The following is a 19,992-nucleotide window of genomic DNA, read 5'->3' on the forward strand; positions in this document are numbered from 1 at the left end:
CACCAACACCGAACCCGCGCCCACGCCCCCACCGCCGGTCATCCTGCTCAGCCCAACCCCACATCACGATCACCCCCCAACACTAAGACTCGGCCCACTCGGCCTCACCGGGGTCGCCACCCTGGTCGGCGGCGCCGCGACGATCGGCGCGGGCGCGCTGCTGATCAGCCTCCCCAAGCTCAACTACGACATCGACCCACGCAGAGTCGGCGCCGCCCTGCTCATCGGCGGCGGCGTCACGACGGCGCTGGGCATCGCGGCGCTCGCAGTCGACGCCACCGTGCTCGAGCGCAAGCGACAACGCCGACGCGTCCACGTCTCGCTCGATCTATCCACCACGCAGGCAGCCGTCGCGATGTCCGGCCGGTTCTGAGCATGATCAGGGGACGGCGAGACGCCGCCCCCCAACCGCCGACAGCTACAGCTTCTTCACGTAGGCCGCGACCGCGTCGATCTGTTCTTTCGAGAGCTTGTCCTTGTAGCCCTTCATCTTGGTGTCGGGCACACCATTGGTGATCGTCGACACGATCTTCGCCTGGCCGAGCTTGGTCTTGACCAGCGAGGGGATCTCGACCTTCTTGCCGATCGTGGTATCGCCCGCGCCGTCGATGCCGTGACACGACTTGCACTTGCTCTCGAACAGCGGCTTGCCGTCGATCTTCGCGACGGCCGGCGCCTTGTCAGCGGCCGGCTTCTTCTCGACCGGCTTGTCGTCAGCGGGCGGGGGCGCGTCGCCGCCCTCTTCGCCGGCAGCCGGAGCGGCCTCGCCGGTCTCGTCGCCGCCACCATCGTCGGTCTCGTCGGCCGCGTCGGCCCCGGTGGCCTCCGCGGGCTCGGTGCCCGCTGCACCCGCTTCGGCGGCGACGCCCGCTTCGGCCGCGCCGTCGGCCTTGTCAGCTTCGGCGGCGCCATCATCGGCCTTGGCTGGTTCGGCGGCGCCGTCGGCCTTCTTGGCTCCGTCGGCCTTGGGCTCGCCCGAGTCACAGGCAGCGGTGGTCAAGAGCAGGGCGGTGGCCGCGAGGACCAGGGATCGAATTGCGAGTCGGTGCATCTTTTCGTCTCAGTGAGGGGGGCCATCAGGGTAAGCCCCCCGATCGCGTGCGGACAAGCCACGATCGCAGGCCGATGCTGGCGCCGCCGAGGCCGGTTCTGAGGCCCCCTCGCAGACGGGTTCGCACGGGATGAGCCCGCAGAACCGTGTTCTCAGCCGGTTGCTGCGGATCGTGGCTGGGCCGGCGGCTCTTTGAGTTTCGCCCACAGCAGCTCGTAGTCGCGAAGGACTTCGCTGGCGTCGATGCCGACGAGCTCCATCGTCACGCGCGAGATCGCGTGCTCGACGGTCCCCTCGATCGAGATGCTCCCATGCCCGACGACCCTGACGATCGCCGACAGAGCGGTGCGCACGGCCGAAGCCCAGAACCCGAGACCGAGCAACGCGACCGAGACCACCACGCGATCTCGGTAGCGGCGCATGAACTGCTTCGCGTGCCGCTGCGCGGCGCCGTCGGGCGGTGGCGTGCCGTGGGTGAAGACCACGAGCATCGCGATGTTCGCGTGGGTCACGAGCAGCTTGTCGAACAGCAGCTCCTGCCGGACGAGATCCGCGACCTCCGTGCGGACACCATCGCAGATCCGGATCACGATCGGACCGACGCTCGCGCAGATCTCATACGCGGTCTGATAGCGAACCTCGAGCTTCTCCACCACCGCACATTAACAGGTACCGCGCGAACCGACCATTGACCTGACCACCTGGATCTAAAAGGGCCGCTTCGGCCACCCCGCCATGAACCCCCGCTGGGGGACTGTCCACACCGGCTGTTCACGCAGCGACTCGGCCCGACAGATGCGATTGGCCGCCAGCAGCCCCGCACTGTATGCGGCCTCCATCAGCATCGCAGGGAATGGCAAGACCACCCAGTCACCGGCCAAGAACAAGTTGTCGAGCTCCGTCTCCCAGCCTGGTCGGGTCGCGTGCGTGCCAACGTGAAACGCGGGAAAATCACGGCGCACGTAAAAATAATCGTGGACCACGACCGCGTCGGCGAGCTCGGGAATGAAGTGGTGCAGCTCGGCCATGAACAGCTCGCGCAGCCGGGCCTCGTCGACGGTCCCGCTTTCGTACAGCTCCTCGGGGATCGCGTAGCAGTGCAGCTCGATCACGGATCCCCCCTGGCCCGCGGCCTCACGCTCGGCGACCCACTGCGCAGACTCATCTTGGATCGCGTGCATGAGCGTGATCGAGTCCAGCAGCTTCACGCGATCCGTGATCACAAAGCCCGGCAGCGCTCGCGTCACGCCGCGATCCAGCCACAGGCGAAACACCGAGTAGGGCTGACCCGGCTCGAGCGTGGCGACCCTGGCCGCGGTCTGGGGGGCGGCCGCGGCCAGCGAGGGCGAGCGCTCGAACAGCGCCCGAGTCCCGACCACGTCGCTGGCGATCACCACGTAGTCAAACCGCTCGCCGTCGTGCTCGAAGCTCCCGTCGGGCTTGCGCTCGATCTGGGTGACCTCGGCCCCGGTGCGAATGTCGACGCCGTGGGTCTGCATGTGCTCGCGCAGCGGCCCGAGCAGCGACGTGCCAAAGTCATCGTTGATGTAGTTGTAGACCAGCCCGCAGTCGTTGCTCAGATAGTAGAAGTGAAAGCTCTTGATCAGCTCCGCCATCGACATCTTGTCGGGATCGGCAAAGAACACGCGCGAGAAGGTGTTGAACACCAGGCCCAGGCTGGTCGGCAGCTTCGCGCGCTCCGAGAAGCTGGCGAACGACACGTCGTCGTGAGTGGCGTAGGTCTGCGCGGGGTCGTAGCGCAGCAGCGCCTCCATCTCGAGCCCGGTCTGGCGCCCCGCGACCTCGCGCAGGTCGTAGACGCCATGCCGCGAGAGCGAGAGCAGGTTGATGAGCGGGGTCGTTGCGATGTCCTTGAACGAGTAGCTGCGCCCATCTTGGGCGAGGATCATGTAGTCGCCAATGCTGCGATAGTTGCGATCCAGCCCCAGCTGCTCGAAGAACGCGTTGAGATTGTAATACTGGTGAAAGAACGCGTGGAAGCCATGATCCATGCCGATCTCCCGACCGCCCGGCATCGTCGTCTTCCAGGCCCCGAGCTTGCCGCCAATGTAGGGGTTGCGCTCGAGCAGCACGACCTCGAAGCCGCGCTCGGCCAGCTTGACCGCGGCGCCCATGCCCGCGAGCCCAGCCCCGATCACCGCGACCTTGCGCGGGGTGGTGAGCCGCAGCGGCAGCTGCTCGTCGATCGGCGCCAGCAGGTGGCGATAGCCGCCGAACCGGCGCTCGATCAGGCGCGCGAGCCAGCCCTTGCGCGCCGTCGCGGCGGCGCGCAGCTCGAGCCGCGTGAACACCAACACCGCCGCGCCAGCGAGCGCGAGCGCGAACCCCAGATCTTCGACCGGCACCCCGATCAGCGCAAACCCAACCAGCTCATCAGGCGCGTGAACCACGATGCCGCGCTGGATCAGCGCCCCGCCAAACACCAACGTGAGCAGCCCGGCCGTGGCCAGCATCGCCCAGAACTGCGGACGCGGGACCAGCCGGGTTCGCAGCGCGAGATCCAGCGGCGAGAGCAGCCCAATCCCAAGCATGGCCAGCTGCGCGCTGGTGGGACCGCCGCTGACCAACCCCATCACACCCGCGCCCAACACCGCGAGCAGCACGGCGTGGAGGCCAAACTGCCACGACCTCGGCGGCTGCTGATCCGCGGCCCGTGCGAAGCCGACCGCCCAGCAGAACAGACACGCGAACGCGATCGCGGGCATCAGCAGGACCGCCCCCGGCGGCAGCCCCCGCAAGCTCACGCCCGAGCCCGCAAAGCTATGCTCGGGCGAGAACGCCAGTCCCCCGCTGCTGCACATCCACCCCAGCCAGACCAGGGCTGGCACGGCGACCAAGCCCGCGCTGGCCCACGCCCGCCCCCAGCGGTCCAGGAAGAAGGTCGAGCGGCGAAAGCTCGCGACCGTCGGCGGTCCGATCAAGAGCAGGTCGAAGGCGAGCAATTCGAGGCGCATGCCGGCCTCGCGGCCTTATCACGCGGCCCATCGACTGTCACGACGACCCGAACATGCGACCAGCAGTGATCTACACCATCGGCAGCCCGCGGGCTTCTGGCACACTCGCGGCCATGAGCTACCTCGATCGTTCAAGTCGCGTTTGGATCTGGTGTGGGTGGACCGCCGTTGCCGCGCTGAGCTGCGCGTGGGTGAGCGAAGCCGCCGCCGGTCCGGTCCCGGTCAGCACGGTCGCCGAGCTGCAAGCCGCGGTCGCCAACGCGGCGCCGGGCGACGAGATCATCCTGGCGCCGGGCAATTACTTGCTGCCCAACAAGCTCAGCTGCGTCAACGATGGCACCGCGGATCAGCGGATCATCATTCGCGCCGACAACCTCGGCGACGCGGTCGTGCAGATGGACAACGTCGAGGGCTTCCACGTGCAGGGCGCCTACTGGGAGTTCGCCAACCTCGACATCGAGGGGGTGTGCGCCAACGACAACAATTGCGAGCACGCCTTCCACGTCACCGGTGACGCCGACGGCACGTGGATCCACCACAACGTGGTCCACGGCTTCAACGCCCAGCTCAAGGCCAACGGCACCGAGACCGGGCCCAACGGCGAGCGGGTCTGGCCCGACGACGTCGTCGTCGAATACAACGAGATGTACAACCCGGCCGCGCGCCAGACCGGCAACCCCGTCACCCCGATCGACGTGGTCGGCGGGCGGCGCTGGATCGTGCGCGGCAACTTCATCCACGACTTCGCCAAGGGCGGCGGCAACAACATCAGCTACGCCGCGTTCCTCAAGGGCAACTCGCGTGACGGGGTGTTCGAGCGCAACCTGATCGTCTGCGAGCACCTGCACACCGGGCAGATCCGCCTGGGCCTGTCGTTTGGCGGTGGCGGCACGGGGCCCGACTCCATCTGCGAGGACATGACCTGCAACCCCGAGCATCAAGACGGGATCATGCGCAACAACATCATCGCGCGCTGCCCGACCGACGTCGGGATCTACGTCAATGAGGGCCAAAACTCGCTGATCTACAACAACACGCTGTACGACACGACCGGCATCGACATGCGGTTTGCGACCACCACCGGGGAGGTCCGCAACAACCTCATGACCGGGCAAATTCGCAACCGCGACGGATCCACGGCCAACTTCGCCAGTAACCTGCAGATGGCCAGCAACGGCGACTTTCAGGCGTGGTTCACCGACCCCGACGCGCTCGACTTCTCGCTGGTCGACGGCAGCATGTTCGTGGATCAGGGCGAGTCGCTCGCCGAGGTGATCGACGACTACTGCACGAATATCCGCGACGACGGCACCCATGATCTCGGCGCGCTCGAGTTCGACGGCGACGGGACCTGCGACACCAGCAAGCCACCCGAGGGCGGGGGCGACGGCGACGGCGACGGCGACGGCGACGGCGACGGCGACACCGGGGATGGTGACGGCGACTCCGGCGACGGGGACGGCGATCCCGGTGATGGCGATGGCGATCCTGCGGGCGACGGCGACGGCGACGGCGGGGGCGATGGCGACACCGACGGCGGAGGCGAGACCGCCGGAACCGACGGCGCCGCGAACGAAGGCGGCAGCGGCGAGGGCTGCAGCTGCTCCGCGCAACCAGCCCGCGACCGCGGAGGCTTGATGCTGCTCGCGGGGCTCGGCCTGCTCGGGCTCCGCCGCCGCCGCCGCTCCTAGCCCTCGGGGATCAGCATGAACAGGGCGCTCAGGATCCGCGCGGGGAAGTCATCACAGTCCAGCTGCGGAAACTCGAGCGCCTCACCCACGATCGCCTGATAGCTGATCAGCTGCCCGACATACCCAAAGTTGTGGTCACTGACCACGACCGTGTCGCCGTCCCAGCTGACCTCGAACGCCTGCCGCTCGGCGAGCCCACACTGCGAGTCGTGCTCGAAGGTCGGACAGCCGATCGAGACCAGCCCGACCCCAAGCGGGGCATAGTCGAAGCTGGGCGACTCCTGGGGGACGACGGCGGGACCCGAGACGCCCGCGAGCAGCAGCGTGCCCTGGGTGTCGCCAGGGGTGGTGTGCAGCGTGAACCACTTGCCGGGGATGAACGGCGGGCGCTGAACCCAGTGCAGGCGAACGCCGACGCCGACCTCGATGAAGGGTTGGGTCGCGGGGCTGCTGTCGATCGTCAGGACCACCTCGGTCGGCGGCGGCATCGGGTCGAGGCCCTCGCTGACACACTCGACCAAGCCGATCTGGTAGCCGCTCTCGCCGTCGGCCGGCTTGACGCCGCTGGACTTGCACGTGAGCTCCCAGTCGATCATCGCGTCGGGTTCGGCCGCGTCGAGCGCGAAGAACGAGTATGCGTCGCCAGCCGGCTCGCAGTCGCCCGGGTCGCCGTCTCCGTCGCCCGGATCACCGTCTCCGTCTCCGTCGCCTGGGTCGCCATCGGCGTCTCCGTCACCCGGGTCACCGTCTCCGTCGCCCGGGTCACCGTCGCCATCACCGGTCTCGCTCCCATCGCTCTCGGATGCGGGGCCGTCGGGGCCGCACCCGAGCGACAACAACGGCAACACACAGACAATCCTGATCAAGCCAATGCGTGAAGTCATGCTGCAACGTAGCAGCTTCGCGGCCCTCGAAACATCTAACAAAAAAAGCCGCCTCGCAGTCGCGGGGCGGCTTGTCTACACGAGGCCGTTGGCCTCAGCTGTTGGCGGCGAGCTCGACGGCGGTCGCGTGCAAGAAGATCTCTTGGCGCGCGCCATCACCCTCGAGGTTGGCGTCGCCGTCCTTCTTGAGGTGCGCGACGTTGGCCTCGGTCAGCTCCTTGGCCTCGAGCGTGCCCTCGACGGTCGCGGCCTTGCCCTTGCCGTCCATGGGGATCGCAAACGCGTGATCCTTGACCAGCACGCGGGCCGTGACGTCGCCCTCTTTGATGACCATCCAGCAGCCCTTGGCCTGGCACACGCTCTCCACCGTGCCGCTGACCTTGACCGCGGTGGTCGGGACCCCGCTGGCGAGCACGGCCGAGAGCGGCTGCGCGTCGGCGATCGCAAACGCCGAGCCAAAGTGGCCGGTCGACTCGGCCGGCGCCGCGGTGCCACCGTGATCGCAGCCCTCGCCCGCGGCGTGGTCGGCCGGCTTGTTCTCGTGGATGCAGCCCTCTTCCGAGTCGACAGCGTTGGCCGAGACCTCGTCGCCAGCCTTCTTCGCGTCGGCTTTCTCCTCCGTCTTCGCGTCGGTCTTTTCGTCGGCCTTGGCGTCGGTCTTCTCCTCGGCCTTCTTGTCACAGGCGGTGAGGGTGGTCAGGCCGAGGGCGATCGAGAGCATCACTGGGAGGGAACGCATGGCCGGCAGTCTGCCATGAGCCGCGAGGTGGTCAACGGTCCCACCGACCCGATTCGCGCTCCCGCAGTGGGTAAAAGCTCACGTTTGAGCCAGTTCCCAGCCCAGTTCCTGGCGATAATGGCTTTCGTTTTCTGCCCCCAACAACCGGCGCCGTCCGCAGCCGGGCCAGGATCCGGACCGACCCTATAGTATCGCGCACGTGAACCCCATCTCGATCAAGCCCGTGTGGCTCGGTGACATCGAGCTGTGGCCGCCGGTCGTGCTCGCGCCCATGGCCGGGGTCACCGACTACCCGTTTCGCGCGCTGTGCCACCGGTTTGCGACCGAGGCCTTCACCCGCGTGGGCGGCCCCCAACCGCGCGCGCCCAAGCACACGCCGGGCCTGTTCGTCAGCGAGATGATCACCGCCCGTCCGCTGGTCGAGGGCGACCGCAAGACCCTCGAGCTGGCCAGCTTCGGCCCCGACGAGTGGCCCCGCAGCCTGCAGCTCTACGGCGTCGATCCCTGGCACGTCGGCGAGGCGGTCAAGCGCCTGGTCGGTGAAGGTCGGATCGATCATCTCGACATGAACTTTGGCTGTCCGGTGCCCAAGATCACCCGTCGCGGCGGCGGCTCGGCGATCCCGGTCAAGCCCAGGCTGCTCGCCAAGATCGTCCGCGCCGCGGTCACCTCGGCTGGCGCGGTCCCGGTCACGATCAAGTTCCGCACGGGGATCGACGCGAGCTTGCTGACCTATCGCGACGCCGGTCGGATCGGCCAAGAAGAAGGCTGCGCCGCCGTTGGGCTCCACGCCCGGACCGCGGAGCAATTCTACGAAGACGGGGCCGACTGGGACGCGATCGCCGATCTCGTCGCGCGGGTGAACATCCCCGTGTTTGGCAACGGCGACATCTGGGAGGCCCACGACGCGACCCGGATGATGCGCGAGACCGGCTGCGCGGGCGTCATCATCGGACGCGGGTGCCTGGGCCGACCGTGGTTGTTCGCCGAGCTGGTCGAGCTGATGTGCGGCGAACCGGCGAGCGCCCCGCCGCCGTTTGCAGTGGTCGCCACGATCATGCGTGAGCACGCGCAGGCCATGGTCGCGTGGTACGGCCGTGAATCCCTCTCACCTTCGCGCGGCCTGCTGAGCGTTGAGCAAGTCGCCATGCGTGCGTTTCGCAAGCACGCGAGCTGGTACACGAAGGGCTTCCGCGGAAGCGCGGCGCTGCGGGAGCGGCTCATGCACGTCGAGACCCTCGCCGAGCTCGACGCACTCTTGCGCAGCTGCGACGGCGACGAGCCGTTCCCCGAGCACGCGCTGCGGGCGGTCCGCGGCAAGCGAGGGCGCCAGCGCAAGGTCGCGCTTCCGGCTGGCTACCTCGATGATCTCGACGACGATCGAGTCCCCCACGCCGACGCCGAGCAGCTCAGCTCCGGCGGTTGACCGCGCGTTGTTGCCAAGCTCTGCATGGCAAATGCTGCGCTCGCCTTGCGAGCCAGTCGATCCATTGTCTCTATCACCGGAGACACATGGTCGCGTTGGTACATCATTCATACGGAATTCTCGCGCTGGCTCTCGCGGTCGGCGGATGCGGCAGGACGGCGACCACAAAGGCCGATTGCGAGCCACCGTGCCTGGAGGAACAGCTCCCGACGGCCCCGCCGCCGGTCGTGGCTGTCGGCGCGATCGACGATGTCGAGGCCGCGTTCAAGCAGGCGATCGCGCGGGCGAGCCCCGCGGTCGTCTCGGTCTACACCACCACAACGGTCTCGATCGGCCCGTTCGGCGGGCCGATGCGCCGCGACCCCTACTTGGACTTCTTCTTCCAGTTCCCCGACGCCCAGCCCCGCGAGTTTCAGCAGCAGGGGCTCGGCAGCGGATTCGTCGTCGATCAGGCCGGCCACATTCTCACCAACCATCACGTCGTCCGCGGCGCCGATGAGGTCAAGGTCAAGCTCGCCGATGATCGGGAGTTCGACGCCACGGTCGTCGGCAGCGATCCTCAGACAGACCTCGCGGTCCTGAAGATCGACGCCTCGGATCTGCAGCCTGTCGAGTTCGGCGACTCGGACTCGCTCGAGGTCGGCGACTGGGTGCTGGCGATCGGCGACCCGTTTGGGCTCCCGCAGACGATCAGCGCGGGCATCGTCAGCGCCAAGGGCCGCGCCAACATGGGGATCGTCGACTACGAGGACTTCATCCAGACCGACGCCGCCGTCAACCCCGGCAATTCGGGCGGTCCGCTCGTCGATCTCAGCGGCCGCGTGGTCGGGGTCAACACCGCGATCGCCTCGCGCAGCGGCGGCAACAACGGCATCGCGTTTGCGATCCCAGCGACCCTGGCCAAGCAGGTGATCAGCCAGCTGATCGACCACGGTGCGGTCGTGCGTGGCCAGCTCGGCGTGTTGATCTCGGAGCTGTCAGCCGAGATGGCGGCGAGCTTCGGCTTTGAAGGCGAGGACGGGATCCTCGTGCAGGACGTGGTCCCGGGCGGGCCTGCCGAGCAGGCAGGGCTTCGCAGCGGCGACATCATCACCAAGCTCGACGGCCAGCCCGTCACGACCGTCGCCGCGTTCCGGCAGGACATCGCCGACGCGCAGCCCGACTCGACCGTCGAGCTCGAGATCTGGCGCCAGGGCGCGACGACGACCCTCGAGGCCAAGCTGACCGAGGTCCAACCCGCGGGTGGGCCAGCGAGCGAGGCCGCCCGCGAGCCGGCGAAGGTGGGGGTCGGGCTCCACGACATCACCCCGAAGTTGCAGCAGCAGCTCGGGCTGGACGCTGCTGAAGGCGTCTTGATCGCGCAGGTCCAGCCCGGGTCCCCAGCCGCGAAGGCCGGACTTCGGCCCGGCGATCTCCTCGAGCAAGTCGGCGATGACCCGGTCCAGAACGCTGCCCACGCGATCCGTCTGCTCAAAGCCGGCGACCTCGAGCGCGGGATCCGAGTGCGCGTCAGCCGAGACGGTCAGGGACGCTTCGTGCTCATCAAGGGCAAGTGAGCGAAACCGGCGTCGTTGGTGGCCAGCGATCGGCTGACTGCATCGTCGCAGACTGGACTACGCGATCTGGCATGATGGCCCGGTGAATATCCGGCCCCAGTCCGTCTGCCTCGCGCTGAGCCTCGCGCTCGCTTGCAACGACGACGCCGTCTCCGCCACCACGGCGACCGAGAGCGACACCAGCTCGAGCGACGCCTCGGACGACACCGAGACGCCGACGGGGATGTCGACCCTCTCGACCAGCGAGTCGGAGAGCGAGTCCGAGTCCGAGTCCGAGACCGGCGATCCCGAGCCGTTTTGCGGCGACGGCAACCTCGACAAGGGCGAGGAGTGCGACGACGGCAACATGGTCGATGGCGACGGTTGCTCGGGCGCGTGCATCTCCGCGTGTGGGATCGAGTACTGGGTCGACATCACGATCCCATCTGGGTGGTTCGACGTGCAGGCCATGCAGGCGCTGCCGTTCGGGCGCATCGAGCTCGCGGGCGACGTGGAGATCCCCGGCAGCGTGGGCCGACTGCGCTACACCAGCTTCATGCAGAGCGAGCTCGACAGCGCGCTGGAGAGCGCCCCGCTCGGGTCCGCGGGGACCATGGACCTTCCCCAGACTCACCAGATCACCGCCGTCGAGATCACCGCAGCCGGCGAAGATCTGTTCGCGCTCGGGACGACCACGGAGGTGCTGGTCGCTGATGAACCGCCGGTTACAACCTACTGGCTGGCTCGCTTTTCGGTCGCGGACCTCTCCGTGGTCTGGCGCGTGGACCTGCCCGGCAGCGATCCCGAGCTTCGGCCCATGGACCTCTCGCTGCTCGGGGCTGGCGATCCCGTCGTCACCCGCACCGAGCAGGTCGCCCCCAACGACAAGGACATCCAGGCCCAGCGCCGCTCGTTTGTCGATGGCAGCGAGGTCTGGACGTCCACCTACTCGGGCGAGCTCAACGGCGGCTGGTCACTCGACGAGGCGGTCAAGGTCGCCGTGGGTGCGGGTGATCGGCTGTGGCTCGCGGGGATCGTGCGGGTTGACTGGCAGACCTTCGAGTCGACGATCATCGAGCTCGATCCCAGCGACGGCGCGACCCTGTGGTCGGGCGTGCCGCTGGCGGATCCGGGCAACGCGTACGAGCAGCGGATCTGGGATCTCGCGGCTGGCCAGAACGGCGAGGTTGCGATCGGCATCAACGTGATGGGGCCCGCGACTCAGTTTCACCACTTTGGCGCGTTCATGTATGTGGATCAGCAGCTCGCGTGGGAGCTCTCGCCCGAGCTGCTGCCGTGGGAGGAAGGGGGTCCCTTCATCTCGCCGCGCGTGGCGATCGCCGCAAATGGTGACGCGCTGGTGACCGGCACCTATACCCATGACTTTGGGATCAACTCGGCCGCGCGTCCGTGGGTGATTCAGCTTGCGAGTGACGGCACGCAGCTTTGCAACGCGCGAGTTGGCGAGGGCCAGAACGCCGCGATCGTGCCGCGCAATGGTTTCTTTGGTGACAATCGGGCTGCGCTCAACCTCGACACCTACGGCCCCGGCGGCATGGGGCCCGGCAGCGCTGGCAACTGGTTGGTCGGGCTGCGCGGGCTGCTCTGAGCCGTCAGCGTCTACGCTTGGGTTGGTAGCGGCGCAGCAGCCCGGTCCGCGGGCACACGAACAGCTCGTCCCAGCGGGTCCCTCGGATCGCCCGCCAGCCGTCCCGGTCCAGGACCATGGGGACCTGGGCCTCGTAGCGAACCTCGAGCGCGACCATGCGATCGAGGTGCTGAAGGATGTGGAGATCGATCGCCTTGCGGACCCGCAAGTTCGCGCGCAGCTCGGAGTAGACCCGATCCCACGGCCGGCCAACCTTGCTCAGCAAGAACCGTCGCAGCGGCTGCAGGTTCTCGTTGAGCCACTTGCTCGAGCGGACCTTGCCCGGCATTCGCCCGTGGCTGGGCTCGGAATCCCAGTCCCGGCGGTGCCTGGACGCGCGGTGGGTCTTGAGCCTCCAGCCTCCGCGGGGGCGCTCGCACAACAGCTTGTTCATGTCGGATCGCATCTGGGTCGACTCCCGTTCACGCTCGAATTAGTTGGTCGCCGTGGCGGCCACCAAACCGCCAGCGGGCCACGGCGCTGCCACGCTCGAATTTGTAGTGGGCCATCCGGCGCTGCGCCTCGCCAGTGGCGATGCTTGCCTCGGCCTGGGCGTGGAGCAGCCCAGCGAGTCGAGTGAGGGCCAGCTTGCGGTTGAGGTGTTGGCTGCGCTCGCCGGTTGCCCGCACGCCGAGCCCGGTCGGTCGATGCACGATCCGCACAGCGCTCGCGCAGGTGTTGACGTGCTGCCCACCCGGACCGCCCGCGCGGTCGCAGCGGATCTCGAGCTCGCTCGGATCGAGGAGCCGCTCGGGATCCCCCGGGAGCGCGGGCGGTTGGGCGTGCAAGCTGACGCCGGCAAACCAGCGCTTGCGCGTGCCCTTGCATCGACCCTGGCGCTGGGCCAGGCGCGGCATCACCAGCTCGTGGGTGCCGAGCAGGTCCCCGAGCGCGCCCTGGGCATCGGCGAGGCTGTGCAGCTCGAGCTCGAGCGAGCGCGGCTGGTCTTCGTCGCCCATGAACGCTGGCGCGCCGCGGTCGAGCCCGCGTTCGTTGCACAGCGCTCCCAGGGCGCCGCCGAGCGCTGCTACGAACATTCGGACCTCTCGCGGTCCCGTGCCTGCGCTGATCAACAGCAGCGCGCCTGACTCTTGGTTCGTGTTCATCGCTTCACCGTCACCATGGGCAGCAGCGCGGCCACCCGCGTCGCCGCGCCTGCCTGCTCGAGGCTGTCGACCACGACCTCGATGTCCTTGTAGGCTTCCGGGTGCTCCTCGTAGAGCAGGTTCTTGTCGTCACAGATCACCCGCGAGCCACACGCGGTGCGGGTCAGCGTCTTGCGCCTGTGCTTGTGCGCGATCTTGGCTCGCGCGTCGCTCCGGGTCATGCGGCGGCCCGCACCGTGGGCGACCGAACACAGGCATCCCTCGTGTCCGTGGCCGCGCATCACGTAGCTCGCCGTCCCGCGGGTGCCGAGCACGACCGTGGGTTGGTCGGTGTGGGCGGGGGCGCAGCCCTTGCGGTGGACCCACAGATCCCGGCCGGACGCGCGCTCGAGGTTCACGTCGTTGTGGGTGAGGTCAAAGCTGCCGCGCAGGCGGCTGGGCTTGGCGACGCCGAGCGCGTTGAGCATGCGCCAGCACAGGACCAGGCGGTTGGCGCGAGCAAACCGACACGCGCCCGCGAGCTCGGACAGGTACGCCGTTCGATCTTCGGGGCTGGTCAGGCAGCGTTGACCCCAGCGCAGCGCCAGCGCGCGACCGAGGCCACGCGAGCCCGAGTGGGCGAGGACCGCGAAGCCGCCGCGGGTCAGGCCCCAGCGATCTTTGGCTTGCTCGCGGGCGTCGGCGTTGCCGAACAGGGTGTCGATCTGGGAGAGCTCGAGGAAGTGATTACCGCCGCCGACGCTGCCGAGGGATGCGCCGTAGTTGGCGGCGAAGTCGGTGAAGGCCTCGGGGAGCTCGCCGCTGGGGGGTAGGTGGTCGGCTTCGTGATCGAAGCGCTGGGCCAGCTCGACTAGTGAGGTTGGGACGCCGGGTAGGTTGCACAGGCCGCGGGGGCCGTCGCGCCAGACTGCTTGGAGGGCGGCGGTTGGGTCGACGTTTGGGAGCGGCGGGGTCTCGGTGTTCTCTCGTACGCGACGCTCGAGTCGATCGCCGCTGAGCTTGAGCTTGGCGAAGGTGATCACCCGCGCGCCGCAGCCTGCGTCGCCGCCGACTAGGGCGGGGAGGATGCGATCTTTGAAGGCGATCGCTACGCCGATCGGGACTGTTGGTCCGGGGTGGAGATCTGGCATGCCGACGGCTTGGGTGCAGCCTTCGAAGTTTGCGACCCGGGCGAGTTGGTCGAGCGCGGCGGCCTCCATCCAGACTTGGTCGTTGGCCATGACGGTGGCGTGCTTGGGCAGCTGCGCTGGGGAGGTGAGGGGGGTGGCGATGAGCTTGCCCATGATGAAGGGGGGACAGAGCAGGTTGCGGGCCTGTTGAGAAGGTCAATGATTTCAACTTGTTGCGAGGGACACGATGAGATTCTCACCAGCTTGGGTCGGTGAAATTTTCACCGACTCGGTAAAATTCCCACCACCGGCTCCCAGCCCGGGATACTCGAAACGTTACACTGCGATATGGCGGTGGAACTTCGATAGCCACTCGAAATGGGGTTCTGAGGCGAGGGCGGAGTGCTCGTGGGTCCGGCTGGGTTCGCGAGTCCGCCCTGCTCGGTGACTGCAGGCTACAGTCGGCGTCTACCAGACCTTGCGAACCTATCGCAAACTCACCGATAGCCTCTGCACTCCTCGCAACATGCGCCACTGACATGCGAATCGCGCGCGGGATTCGCAGTCCGCCGTCCTATTCTCTAAGACAAATTTCGGCGAGCACGGACGGGTCAGTTGTCTTCGCCCTCACCCTCTTCGCCGTCGCTCTCTTCACCCTCATCTTCGTCGAAATCAAACTCGAATTGCTCACCTAGGTGAATCTCTCGGTCTAATATGCGGCGGACCCTTTGATCGATCACCGTATACTGAAAGGCTGGTTTTCCTCCGGCAGTAGCGACCCCCTCGGCTCGCCGCGATCCAGTATGAACAATAACACCCGAGTCTTCCCACTTCTTAATGCGATTTCGCGCAGACGAGTCATTCACCCTGAACCTCGCCTGCACATCTTTGTTCACAAACGTCATCTGATTAAGCCGAATGACCTGCCTCAGAATTTCCGGTTTATAGATCTCCTTCACCCTCTCCGACACGTAGCGATCAAGGGCTCCTTCGATCGACGCTAGCGAAACCAGAGGAGTATCGTTGCTGTCGTCGTGAACTTGCTCATGTTCCCGGAGAACAGTATCCATGATTCGGACCAACTCGCGAGGGGAACTCATGGCAAGCGAGATCATCGACTCGACAGCTTCTTCGGCGTCAATATGGCCGTCACAAATATCCGAAAAAGACTGAACTTCCCCATCTGAGAAGTACTGCAAGCGCTGCGCAATCAGAGCCCTCAGACTCGAAACCTCCCACCTAATGGTGGTGTTCGAGATTTTGTCTAGTCGCACGGTCAGCGGTCCGTTGTCTGAGTACAGATCGTTCACTTTATCCCAAAGAAAGAAGACCCATCCAAGGCCGTCAATTTCCAGGAGTTGCGTGTTCGAGAGGAGTGGGTGAAGAAGTTCAGCCGTCGCCTGGGCCGACTTATCAGTACTGGGGGTCTCGTCGACTTTGTCGACGAGGACCATTATGCCATTGAACCCAAAGAGCCGCACGAAATCAACAACTCGCTGAAGGGATGCTCGCGCAAATATACTGACATCGACTCCTTTCCCTGCGGGTGAGCCCACCAACTTTCCGACGTGTTCCTCAAGAGGCATATCCACATCGGCCACCTTCCTCCCGATACTGGAGGCGATACTTGCCACCACACTGATTAGTGCATCCCATCGATGTTCAGCCCATAATCGCGTACGAAGTCGCCACGCTTGATTGAGCAGTTCGAGAGCCTGACGAGTCGACACGCGGCGAGCCAACTCCGGGACTGGCAAGTAGAACTCTCGAATTACACTAACCACTAGCTTGGTCTCGTCCTCGTCAAGGCCATCCACAAAAACCTCTCGGTCTGACGAGCTGAGAGCTGCGAGCCATACAAACACAGCCTCCACAGTCAGGAAACATACACGACGAACAAAGTCTCCTACCGCGACGTTTCGAATTCCACGAGAGAGGATTTCCGAGTAGTCATCCAGCGTAACAGGGAGAGCGGCGTTTTCACTATTATTTTGTATCTTCTTCCATCCCTCGTTCTTCAGAGTGAGCCGCGTCGCGCTTTTCCCTGAGCCTCTCTCGCCGAACAGGATGAACGTCTGACATCGAAGGCCTCGCTCGTTTACGTACCGGTAATATGGTGGCCGGATGAAGTATTGGTCGATGTCAGGTTCCAATTCTGCGGACAGCGTTGCGAAGGGGTTCGCACGAAGACCGAGGCGACGCAGAAGTTGTGACACTGGAGACGACTCTAGTCGGTGTTTGCCGCCTGAGTCAAGTCAGCGGCACTGTCGCGTGTGCGGCCACACGATCCGTTGTGCTCGGGACGGTCACAGTTTAAGTGGCTGGGACTGAGGTCGTCGCCGTCGAGGCCTGCGAGGATCGTCGAGATGCCACGGGGCCAACTGCGCCGCCGGCGCCTTTGGCCCCGTCGGCTCTACTCAGAGAGCGGAACACAGTTTGGCTCGTGGTCACAGTTGACGAGTCGTGTTCGCGGCGAGCCCTGACGCTTCTGCGAGAGCCTCTTGCGTCAACTTTCGCCGCGCCCGAAGTTCTTGGACCCGCTTGGCAAACTCGACCTTCGTCACGACGTCGACCGCCGCGGCGAGAGAGGGAAGCGGGTAGGACAGTGGTGCATGGTGGCCTCGCGCACGCGGGTGCGGAGCGGGTAGCAGACGGCCCCGCTACTGTTCGGGCCCCGACTTCGCCTAGCAGGCCCTGCGGCAGCCACGACGGGGCCACCACACGGCGGAATTTGAATGAGTTTTGTCGTACCCCTGCTACAAGGCGTAGCCGGCGGGGGAACTGACCTCAAACCAAGCCTGACGGCGCGACCGCGGCCTGGTGCGCGACCGCGGCCCCGCACTCCTGGCACTTCGGCGGCTCCTTGATAAACCCGATCGCCGGCCCAAACCCCACCACATAGATCATCAACAGCGGCAGCATGACCACGAAGTCCGAACCAATGATCGGGATCGCGGGAAGGAACGGAAGCCCAAGAAAGAAGTACCCCTTGACCCACTTACGCAGCCGCGGATCGTCGTAGGCAGCCTCGACCTCTCGCTGACACCTCTCACAATCCCGGCGCATCCTGACCCCGGATGCTACCCGCGATCTGGCCCCTCGGCGATCACGGCGTCCGCGAGCTTCCCCGCAGACCCAAGCCCGCGCGAGCGCCCCCCGTCGGCAATTCCCAGGTTTTTAGGCGCAAGCCCCCCTCAGTGGCAGCCTCCGTGCATGCGCGCCGCCACCCGTGCCGGCCTGATGGTCCCACTGCTCCTCGTTGGCTGTGGTGGACCACTCGCGGCCCTACCGATCGCCCAGGCCGTAGCGGCACCAGAGGCGCTCGCGGCACCGATGGAAGACGGCTCCGTCTACGTGCTCACAGAAGGCACCGCGCTAACGGCCGCAGCGACGCTCAAGTCGATGTGGCGACGCAAGGCCAGGTCTGCATGCCAGGGCGAGTACATGGTGCTGGCCGAGCGCGCGGCCCAGAGCCAGCGAGGCGGGGTCGTCGGCAGCCATGTCTACGAGGGCTTCGTGCGCTGCATCTCGGCAGAGGGCATGGGCATCAACCCCGACCGGGACAAGATCGAGCGAGCGAACTCGGCCGGGGGCTGAGCGGCGCCCGCTCAGCACGGAATTTCTCGAGAACCATCGCCCCCCCGCACGGGCTCCGCGTCCGTCAGCGCCATCCCCACGAGTAGCTCGATCGCCTCGGCCGACAGCGCTGGGCCGCCGTGGCGCCGCCACACAAACTCGCCGATCAGCGTGCGGTAGAACAACTCAGCCCGCAAACCTGGCTGACCCACCCCCGCCTCGCACAGCATGTCTTCCACATAGCCGAGCCGTCGCGCGTCGACCCGGGCGACGACCTGGGCCACGTCAGTGTCGGCGGACGCCCACTCCCGGATCGCGGACTCGATCGCGTCGGCCCGCCCGGACTCGAGGAACGTGGCGCGGGCCAACCGGAGCAGCCGCGCCCGTGGATCGCCGGAGCTCGCGTTCACCTGAATGATCACCTGCTCCGTGGCGATGTCCTCCCACATCTGCACCGCCAGCTCGAGCACGGCCCTGCGATTCTTGAAGTGGTGGTAGTAGCTGCCTTTGGTGACGCCGAGATCCCGCGCGAGGACCTCGACCCGCACGGCCGCGACCCCGCCCACGCCGAGGGTCTCGAGCGCGGCGAGGGCCCAGTCGTTGGCGGTCAGCGAAGCCATGCGGTCGGCCTTGGCATGAGGGAGAACATACGCTAGCGTATGGAACATACGCTGCCGTATGCCCCGAGAAAACAGCGCGCGTCTCACGTGTTTCCTGGGGCCGAGCCCTCGACCTTCGCCAAGGTAAAACGCCATGGAACCCGCCCAGATCGTCATTGCTACATGTCTCGCCGTTCTCGCCGGAGCCCACAGCGCGCTCGGCGAAGCGCAGATCCTCCGCCCGCTGTTCGACGCGGCGTGGACCAAGCCCGGTCCACGCTGGGCGATGGAGCGGCTCTTGCGCTTCGCCTGGCACATCACCTCGGTCGCGTGGCTGGCCATGGCCGCGGCGGTGTTGGGGCTGTCGCTGCCGATCGCCATCGCCGGGATGGCGCTCGTGTCGGCCGCGATGATCTTCGTGATGCTGCGCGGCCACCTGGCCTGGCCGCTGTTCGCCCTGGCGGGGTTTGCCGGGCTGCATCTCGAGGGATTGCTCGCGCGTCCACTGCTCGGCGGCGCGGTGCTGGTTGCCGCCATCACCTGCATCGCCGTCGCGGGCCTGCACTTTTATTGGGCGCTGGGCGGACGCTGGGGGAGCTCGGTCGCGATCCCGACGATGGCTGAGAACGCACCTGCGTTTCGCCCACCTGCTTGGCTGACCGCTGCCGTTGGCGTGGCCCTGCTCGTGCTCGCGGGGCTCACCTCGAGCGTGTTCCTTGGCGGCGCGCCCTACTTCGCGCGGTGGCTGCTGACCGCCGCGCTCGCGCTGCTCGTGCTGCGTGCGGTGGGGGACGGGCGGCAGGTCGGGTTCTCGAAGCGCGACCACGCCAGCGCGTTCGCGCGGTGGGACGATCGGCTGTTCACGCCGCTGGTGGTGCTGCTCGCGTTTGGGGCCGGCGCGGCGCTGGTCGCAGGCTGACGCGCTGGGACAGCTCGACCGATTCATCACTCTCGTGGCGGGTTGTGTGGGTCCTCCGTGTCGGGGCCACTCCACAGCACCTTGGCCAGACTCGTGCGTCGCATGGCCACGTGACGCATCGCCTGGACCAAGAGCACAAATATGGCCAACAGCGCCAATACGATGACGATCCGGAGCCAGTCCTTCCATTCGGCCCAAAACGCTGCCACGGGGCTGATCGCTCGAACGCGAATGTCGTCCCCCGGAGGGTCTGCAAACAGGAACTGTCCCGACTCGATCTGCTCGGCCGTGTTGTCCTCGAGCGACAGCACGGCCAGCTTGCCCGAGTTCCACCACATCTCGATGGTGGCGGTCTCGGTGGGCGACAGCTTGTCCCAGGGCGCGGAGCGGTAGGTCAGGTTCCTGAACGCCTCCGGGCTGACGCTCGCGTCGTCATCGACCAGGGTCATCTTGACCGTGAAGTCGTGACCGCCATCGGTGAGGACGGTCAGCCGAGCTGCGGTTCCCAAGTTGGCGAGCCCTCCGGTCTCGTTGCGAGCCGAGACGGCGACCTCGATGTACTGCGGGTCGGCTTTCGCTACGGCTTCGTCGATTGTCTTTTGCGTGGTGTGGTCTTGCCCCAAAAATTCGGACACCTGGTTTTATGCGGCTTGACTCACCGCGTTCGCGGCGTAGAAGTTCCGCTCGTACTCGACCGGCGAGCAGTAGCCGATGGTCGAGTGCCTACGTTGGCC

At 66.6% G+C, this 19,992-nt stretch carries 19 protein-coding genes; 7 read left to right on the top strand and 12 right to left on the bottom strand.

Annotated features, from left to right (window positions below):
• On the top strand, positions 1–373 hold a 373-nt coding region (locus ENSA7_RS44080; protein WP_181234053.1), incomplete at its 5' end, for a hypothetical protein.
• A 45-nt stretch (positions 374–418) separates the two neighbouring features.
• Here the strand turns inward: ENSA7_RS44080 and ENSA7_RS24240 are convergent.
• The 3 genes from ENSA7_RS24240 to ENSA7_RS24250 all read right to left on the bottom strand — a co-directional run bounded on the left by ENSA7_RS24240 (position 419) and on the right by ENSA7_RS24250 (position 4,026).
• On the bottom strand, positions 419–1,051 hold the full coding sequence (locus ENSA7_RS24240; protein WP_106091717.1) for a c-type cytochrome: 633 nt from the start codon (positions 1,049–1,051) through the stop codon (positions 419–421).
• Positions 1,052–1,203: 152 nt separating this feature from the next.
• Complete coding sequence (locus ENSA7_RS24245) at positions 1,204–1,704, bottom strand: hypothetical protein (RefSeq protein WP_106091718.1); 501 nt, start codon at positions 1,702–1,704, stop codon at positions 1,204–1,206.
• 54 nt (positions 1,705–1,758) lie between these two features.
• The gene (locus ENSA7_RS24250; protein ID WP_106091719.1) at positions 1,759–4,026 is read right to left on the bottom strand and encodes an FAD-dependent oxidoreductase; all 2,268 of its coding nucleotides are present in this window, start codon (positions 4,024–4,026) and stop codon (positions 1,759–1,761) included.
• A gap of 191 nt (positions 4,027–4,217) precedes the next feature.
• On the opposite strand from ENSA7_RS24250, the gene ENSA7_RS42470 reads away from it, so the two are divergent.
• Positions 4,218–5,717, top strand: a complete 1,500-nt coding sequence (locus ENSA7_RS42470; RefSeq protein WP_181234054.1) for a right-handed parallel beta-helix repeat-containing protein — start codon at positions 4,218–4,220, stop codon at positions 5,715–5,717.
• Here ENSA7_RS42470 and ENSA7_RS24260 read toward each other — a convergent pair.
• Both ENSA7_RS24260 and ENSA7_RS24265 read right to left on the bottom strand, forming a co-directional pair.
• Positions 5,714–6,601, bottom strand: coding sequence for a hypothetical protein (locus ENSA7_RS24260; RefSeq protein WP_106091720.1), 888 nt, complete (start codon positions 6,599–6,601; stop codon positions 5,714–5,716). The genes ENSA7_RS42470 and ENSA7_RS24260 overlap by 4 nt on opposite strands.
• A gap of 94 nt (positions 6,602–6,695) precedes the next feature.
• A complete protein-coding gene (locus ENSA7_RS24265) occupies positions 6,696–7,340 on the bottom strand; it encodes a DUF4920 domain-containing protein (RefSeq protein WP_219908047.1) in 645 nt (214 codons plus the stop codon).
• Between the two features lie 199 nt (positions 7,341–7,539).
• Between ENSA7_RS24265 and dusB the strand changes: the two genes are divergently transcribed.
• The 3 genes from dusB (at position 7,540) to ENSA7_RS24280 (ending at position 11,910) form a co-directional block, all read left to right on the top strand.
• Positions 7,540–8,766, top strand: coding sequence for a tRNA dihydrouridine synthase DusB (gene dusB, locus ENSA7_RS24270; RefSeq protein WP_219908048.1), 1,227 nt, complete (start codon positions 7,540–7,542; stop codon positions 8,764–8,766).
• A gap of 227 nt (positions 8,767–8,993) precedes the next feature.
• Entirely contained in the window at positions 8,994–10,322 is a 1,329-nt protein-coding gene (locus ENSA7_RS24275) for a Do family serine endopeptidase (RefSeq protein ID WP_181234055.1), read from the top strand.
• Positions 10,323–10,404: 82 nt separating this feature from the next.
• Positions 10,405–11,910, top strand: coding sequence for a myxococcus cysteine-rich repeat containing protein (locus tag ENSA7_RS24280; protein WP_244923895.1), 1,506 nt, complete (start codon positions 10,405–10,407; stop codon positions 11,908–11,910).
• Positions 11,911–11,914: 4 nt separating this feature from the next.
• Here ENSA7_RS24280 and ENSA7_RS24285 read toward each other — a convergent pair whose 3' ends face one another.
• From ENSA7_RS24285 to ENSA7_RS24305, 5 genes are all read right to left on the bottom strand, one after another.
• Positions 11,915–12,343 carry a hypothetical protein gene (locus ENSA7_RS24285; RefSeq protein ID WP_106091723.1) on the bottom strand — a complete coding sequence of 143 codons (429 nt, stop codon included), beginning with the start codon at positions 12,341–12,343 and terminating at the stop codon, positions 11,915–11,917.
• Between the two features lie 28 nt (positions 12,344–12,371).
• Positions 12,372–13,055 (bottom strand): peptide chain release factor-like protein, encoded by a 684-nt coding sequence (locus ENSA7_RS45445; RefSeq protein WP_106091724.1) that lies wholly within the window; start codon positions 13,053–13,055, stop codon positions 12,372–12,374.
• Positions 13,052–14,338 carry an RtcB family protein gene (locus tag ENSA7_RS24295; RefSeq protein WP_106091725.1) on the bottom strand — a complete coding sequence of 429 codons (1,287 nt, stop codon included), beginning with the start codon at positions 14,336–14,338 and terminating at the stop codon, positions 13,052–13,054. The genes ENSA7_RS45445 and ENSA7_RS24295 overlap by 4 nt, the downstream gene beginning before the upstream one ends.
• A gap of 437 nt (positions 14,339–14,775) precedes the next feature.
• Entirely contained in the window at positions 14,776–16,380 is a 1,605-nt protein-coding gene (locus tag ENSA7_RS42475) for an anti-phage protein (protein ID WP_146158076.1), read from the bottom strand.
• A 571-nt stretch (positions 16,381–16,951) separates the two neighbouring features.
• Positions 16,952–17,230, bottom strand: coding sequence for a hypothetical protein (locus tag ENSA7_RS24305; protein WP_106091727.1), 279 nt, complete (start codon positions 17,228–17,230; stop codon positions 16,952–16,954).
• Between the two features lie 147 nt (positions 17,231–17,377).
• On the opposite strand from ENSA7_RS24305, the gene ENSA7_RS24310 reads away from it, so the two are divergent.
• Positions 17,378–17,761, top strand: coding sequence for a hypothetical protein (locus ENSA7_RS24310; RefSeq protein ID WP_146158077.1), 384 nt, complete (start codon positions 17,378–17,380; stop codon positions 17,759–17,761).
• A gap of 11 nt (positions 17,762–17,772) precedes the next feature.
• On the opposite strand, the gene ENSA7_RS44085 is transcribed toward ENSA7_RS24310, so the two are convergent.
• Positions 17,773–18,360, bottom strand: coding sequence for a TetR/AcrR family transcriptional regulator (locus tag ENSA7_RS44085; protein ID WP_181234056.1), 588 nt, complete (start codon positions 18,358–18,360; stop codon positions 17,773–17,775).
• Positions 18,361–18,493: 133 nt separating this feature from the next.
• On the opposite strand from ENSA7_RS44085, the gene ENSA7_RS24320 reads away from it, so the two are divergent.
• Positions 18,494–19,258 carry a DUF3995 domain-containing protein gene (locus ENSA7_RS24320; RefSeq protein WP_106091729.1) on the top strand — a complete coding sequence of 255 codons (765 nt, stop codon included), beginning with the start codon at positions 18,494–18,496 and terminating at the stop codon, positions 19,256–19,258.
• A 26-nt stretch (positions 19,259–19,284) separates the two neighbouring features.
• Here the strand turns inward: ENSA7_RS24320 and ENSA7_RS24325 are convergent, their stop codons facing one another.
• Positions 19,285–19,893: a hypothetical protein gene (locus ENSA7_RS24325; RefSeq protein ID WP_146158078.1), complete on the bottom strand. Its 609-nt coding sequence runs from the start codon at positions 19,891–19,893 to the stop codon at positions 19,285–19,287.
• Between the last annotated feature and the right edge of the window lie 99 nt (positions 19,894–19,992).

The sequence above is a fragment of the Enhygromyxa salina genome (assembly GCF_002994635.1).
In the GTDB taxonomy this organism is placed as follows: Bacteria; Myxococcota_A; Polyangia; order Nannocystales; family Nannocystaceae; genus Plesiocystis; species Plesiocystis salina_B.

Excerpts from the sequence above, each read along its gene's own strand:
- ENSA7_RS24240 (WP_106091717.1), bottom strand. The coding sequence starts at position 1,051 with ATGCACCGACTCGCAATTCGATCCCTGGTCCTCGCGGCCACCGCCCTG.
- ENSA7_RS24250 (WP_106091719.1), bottom strand. The coding sequence starts at position 4,026 with ATGCGCCTCGAATTGCTCGCCTTCGACCTGCTCTTGATCGGACCGCCG.
- ENSA7_RS24260 (WP_106091720.1), bottom strand. The coding sequence starts at position 6,601 with ATGACTTCACGCATTGGCTTGATCAGGATTGTCTGTGTGTTGCCGTTG.
- ENSA7_RS24265 (WP_219908047.1), bottom strand. The coding sequence starts at position 7,340 with ATGCGTTCCCTCCCAGTGATGCTCTCGATCGCCCTCGGCCTGACCACC.
- ENSA7_RS24285 (WP_106091723.1), bottom strand. The coding sequence starts at position 12,343 with ATGAACAAGCTGTTGTGCGAGCGCCCCCGCGGAGGCTGGAGGCTCAAG.
- ENSA7_RS45445 (WP_106091724.1), bottom strand. The coding sequence starts at position 13,055 with ATGAACACGAACCAAGAGTCAGGCGCGCTGCTGTTGATCAGCGCAGGC.
- ENSA7_RS24295 (WP_106091725.1), bottom strand. The coding sequence starts at position 14,338 with ATGGGCAAGCTCATCGCCACCCCCCTCACCTCCCCAGCGCAGCTGCCC.
- ENSA7_RS24305 (WP_106091727.1), bottom strand. The coding sequence starts at position 17,230 with ATGCGCCGGGATTGTGAGAGGTGTCAGCGAGAGGTCGAGGCTGCCTAC.
- ENSA7_RS24310 (WP_146158077.1), top strand. The coding sequence starts at position 17,378 with ATGCGCGCCGCCACCCGTGCCGGCCTGATGGTCCCACTGCTCCTCGTT.
- ENSA7_RS44085 (WP_181234056.1), bottom strand. The coding sequence starts at position 18,360 with ATGGCTTCGCTGACCGCCAACGACTGGGCCCTCGCCGCGCTCGAGACC.
- ENSA7_RS24320 (WP_106091729.1), top strand. The coding sequence starts at position 18,494 with ATGGAACCCGCCCAGATCGTCATTGCTACATGTCTCGCCGTTCTCGCC.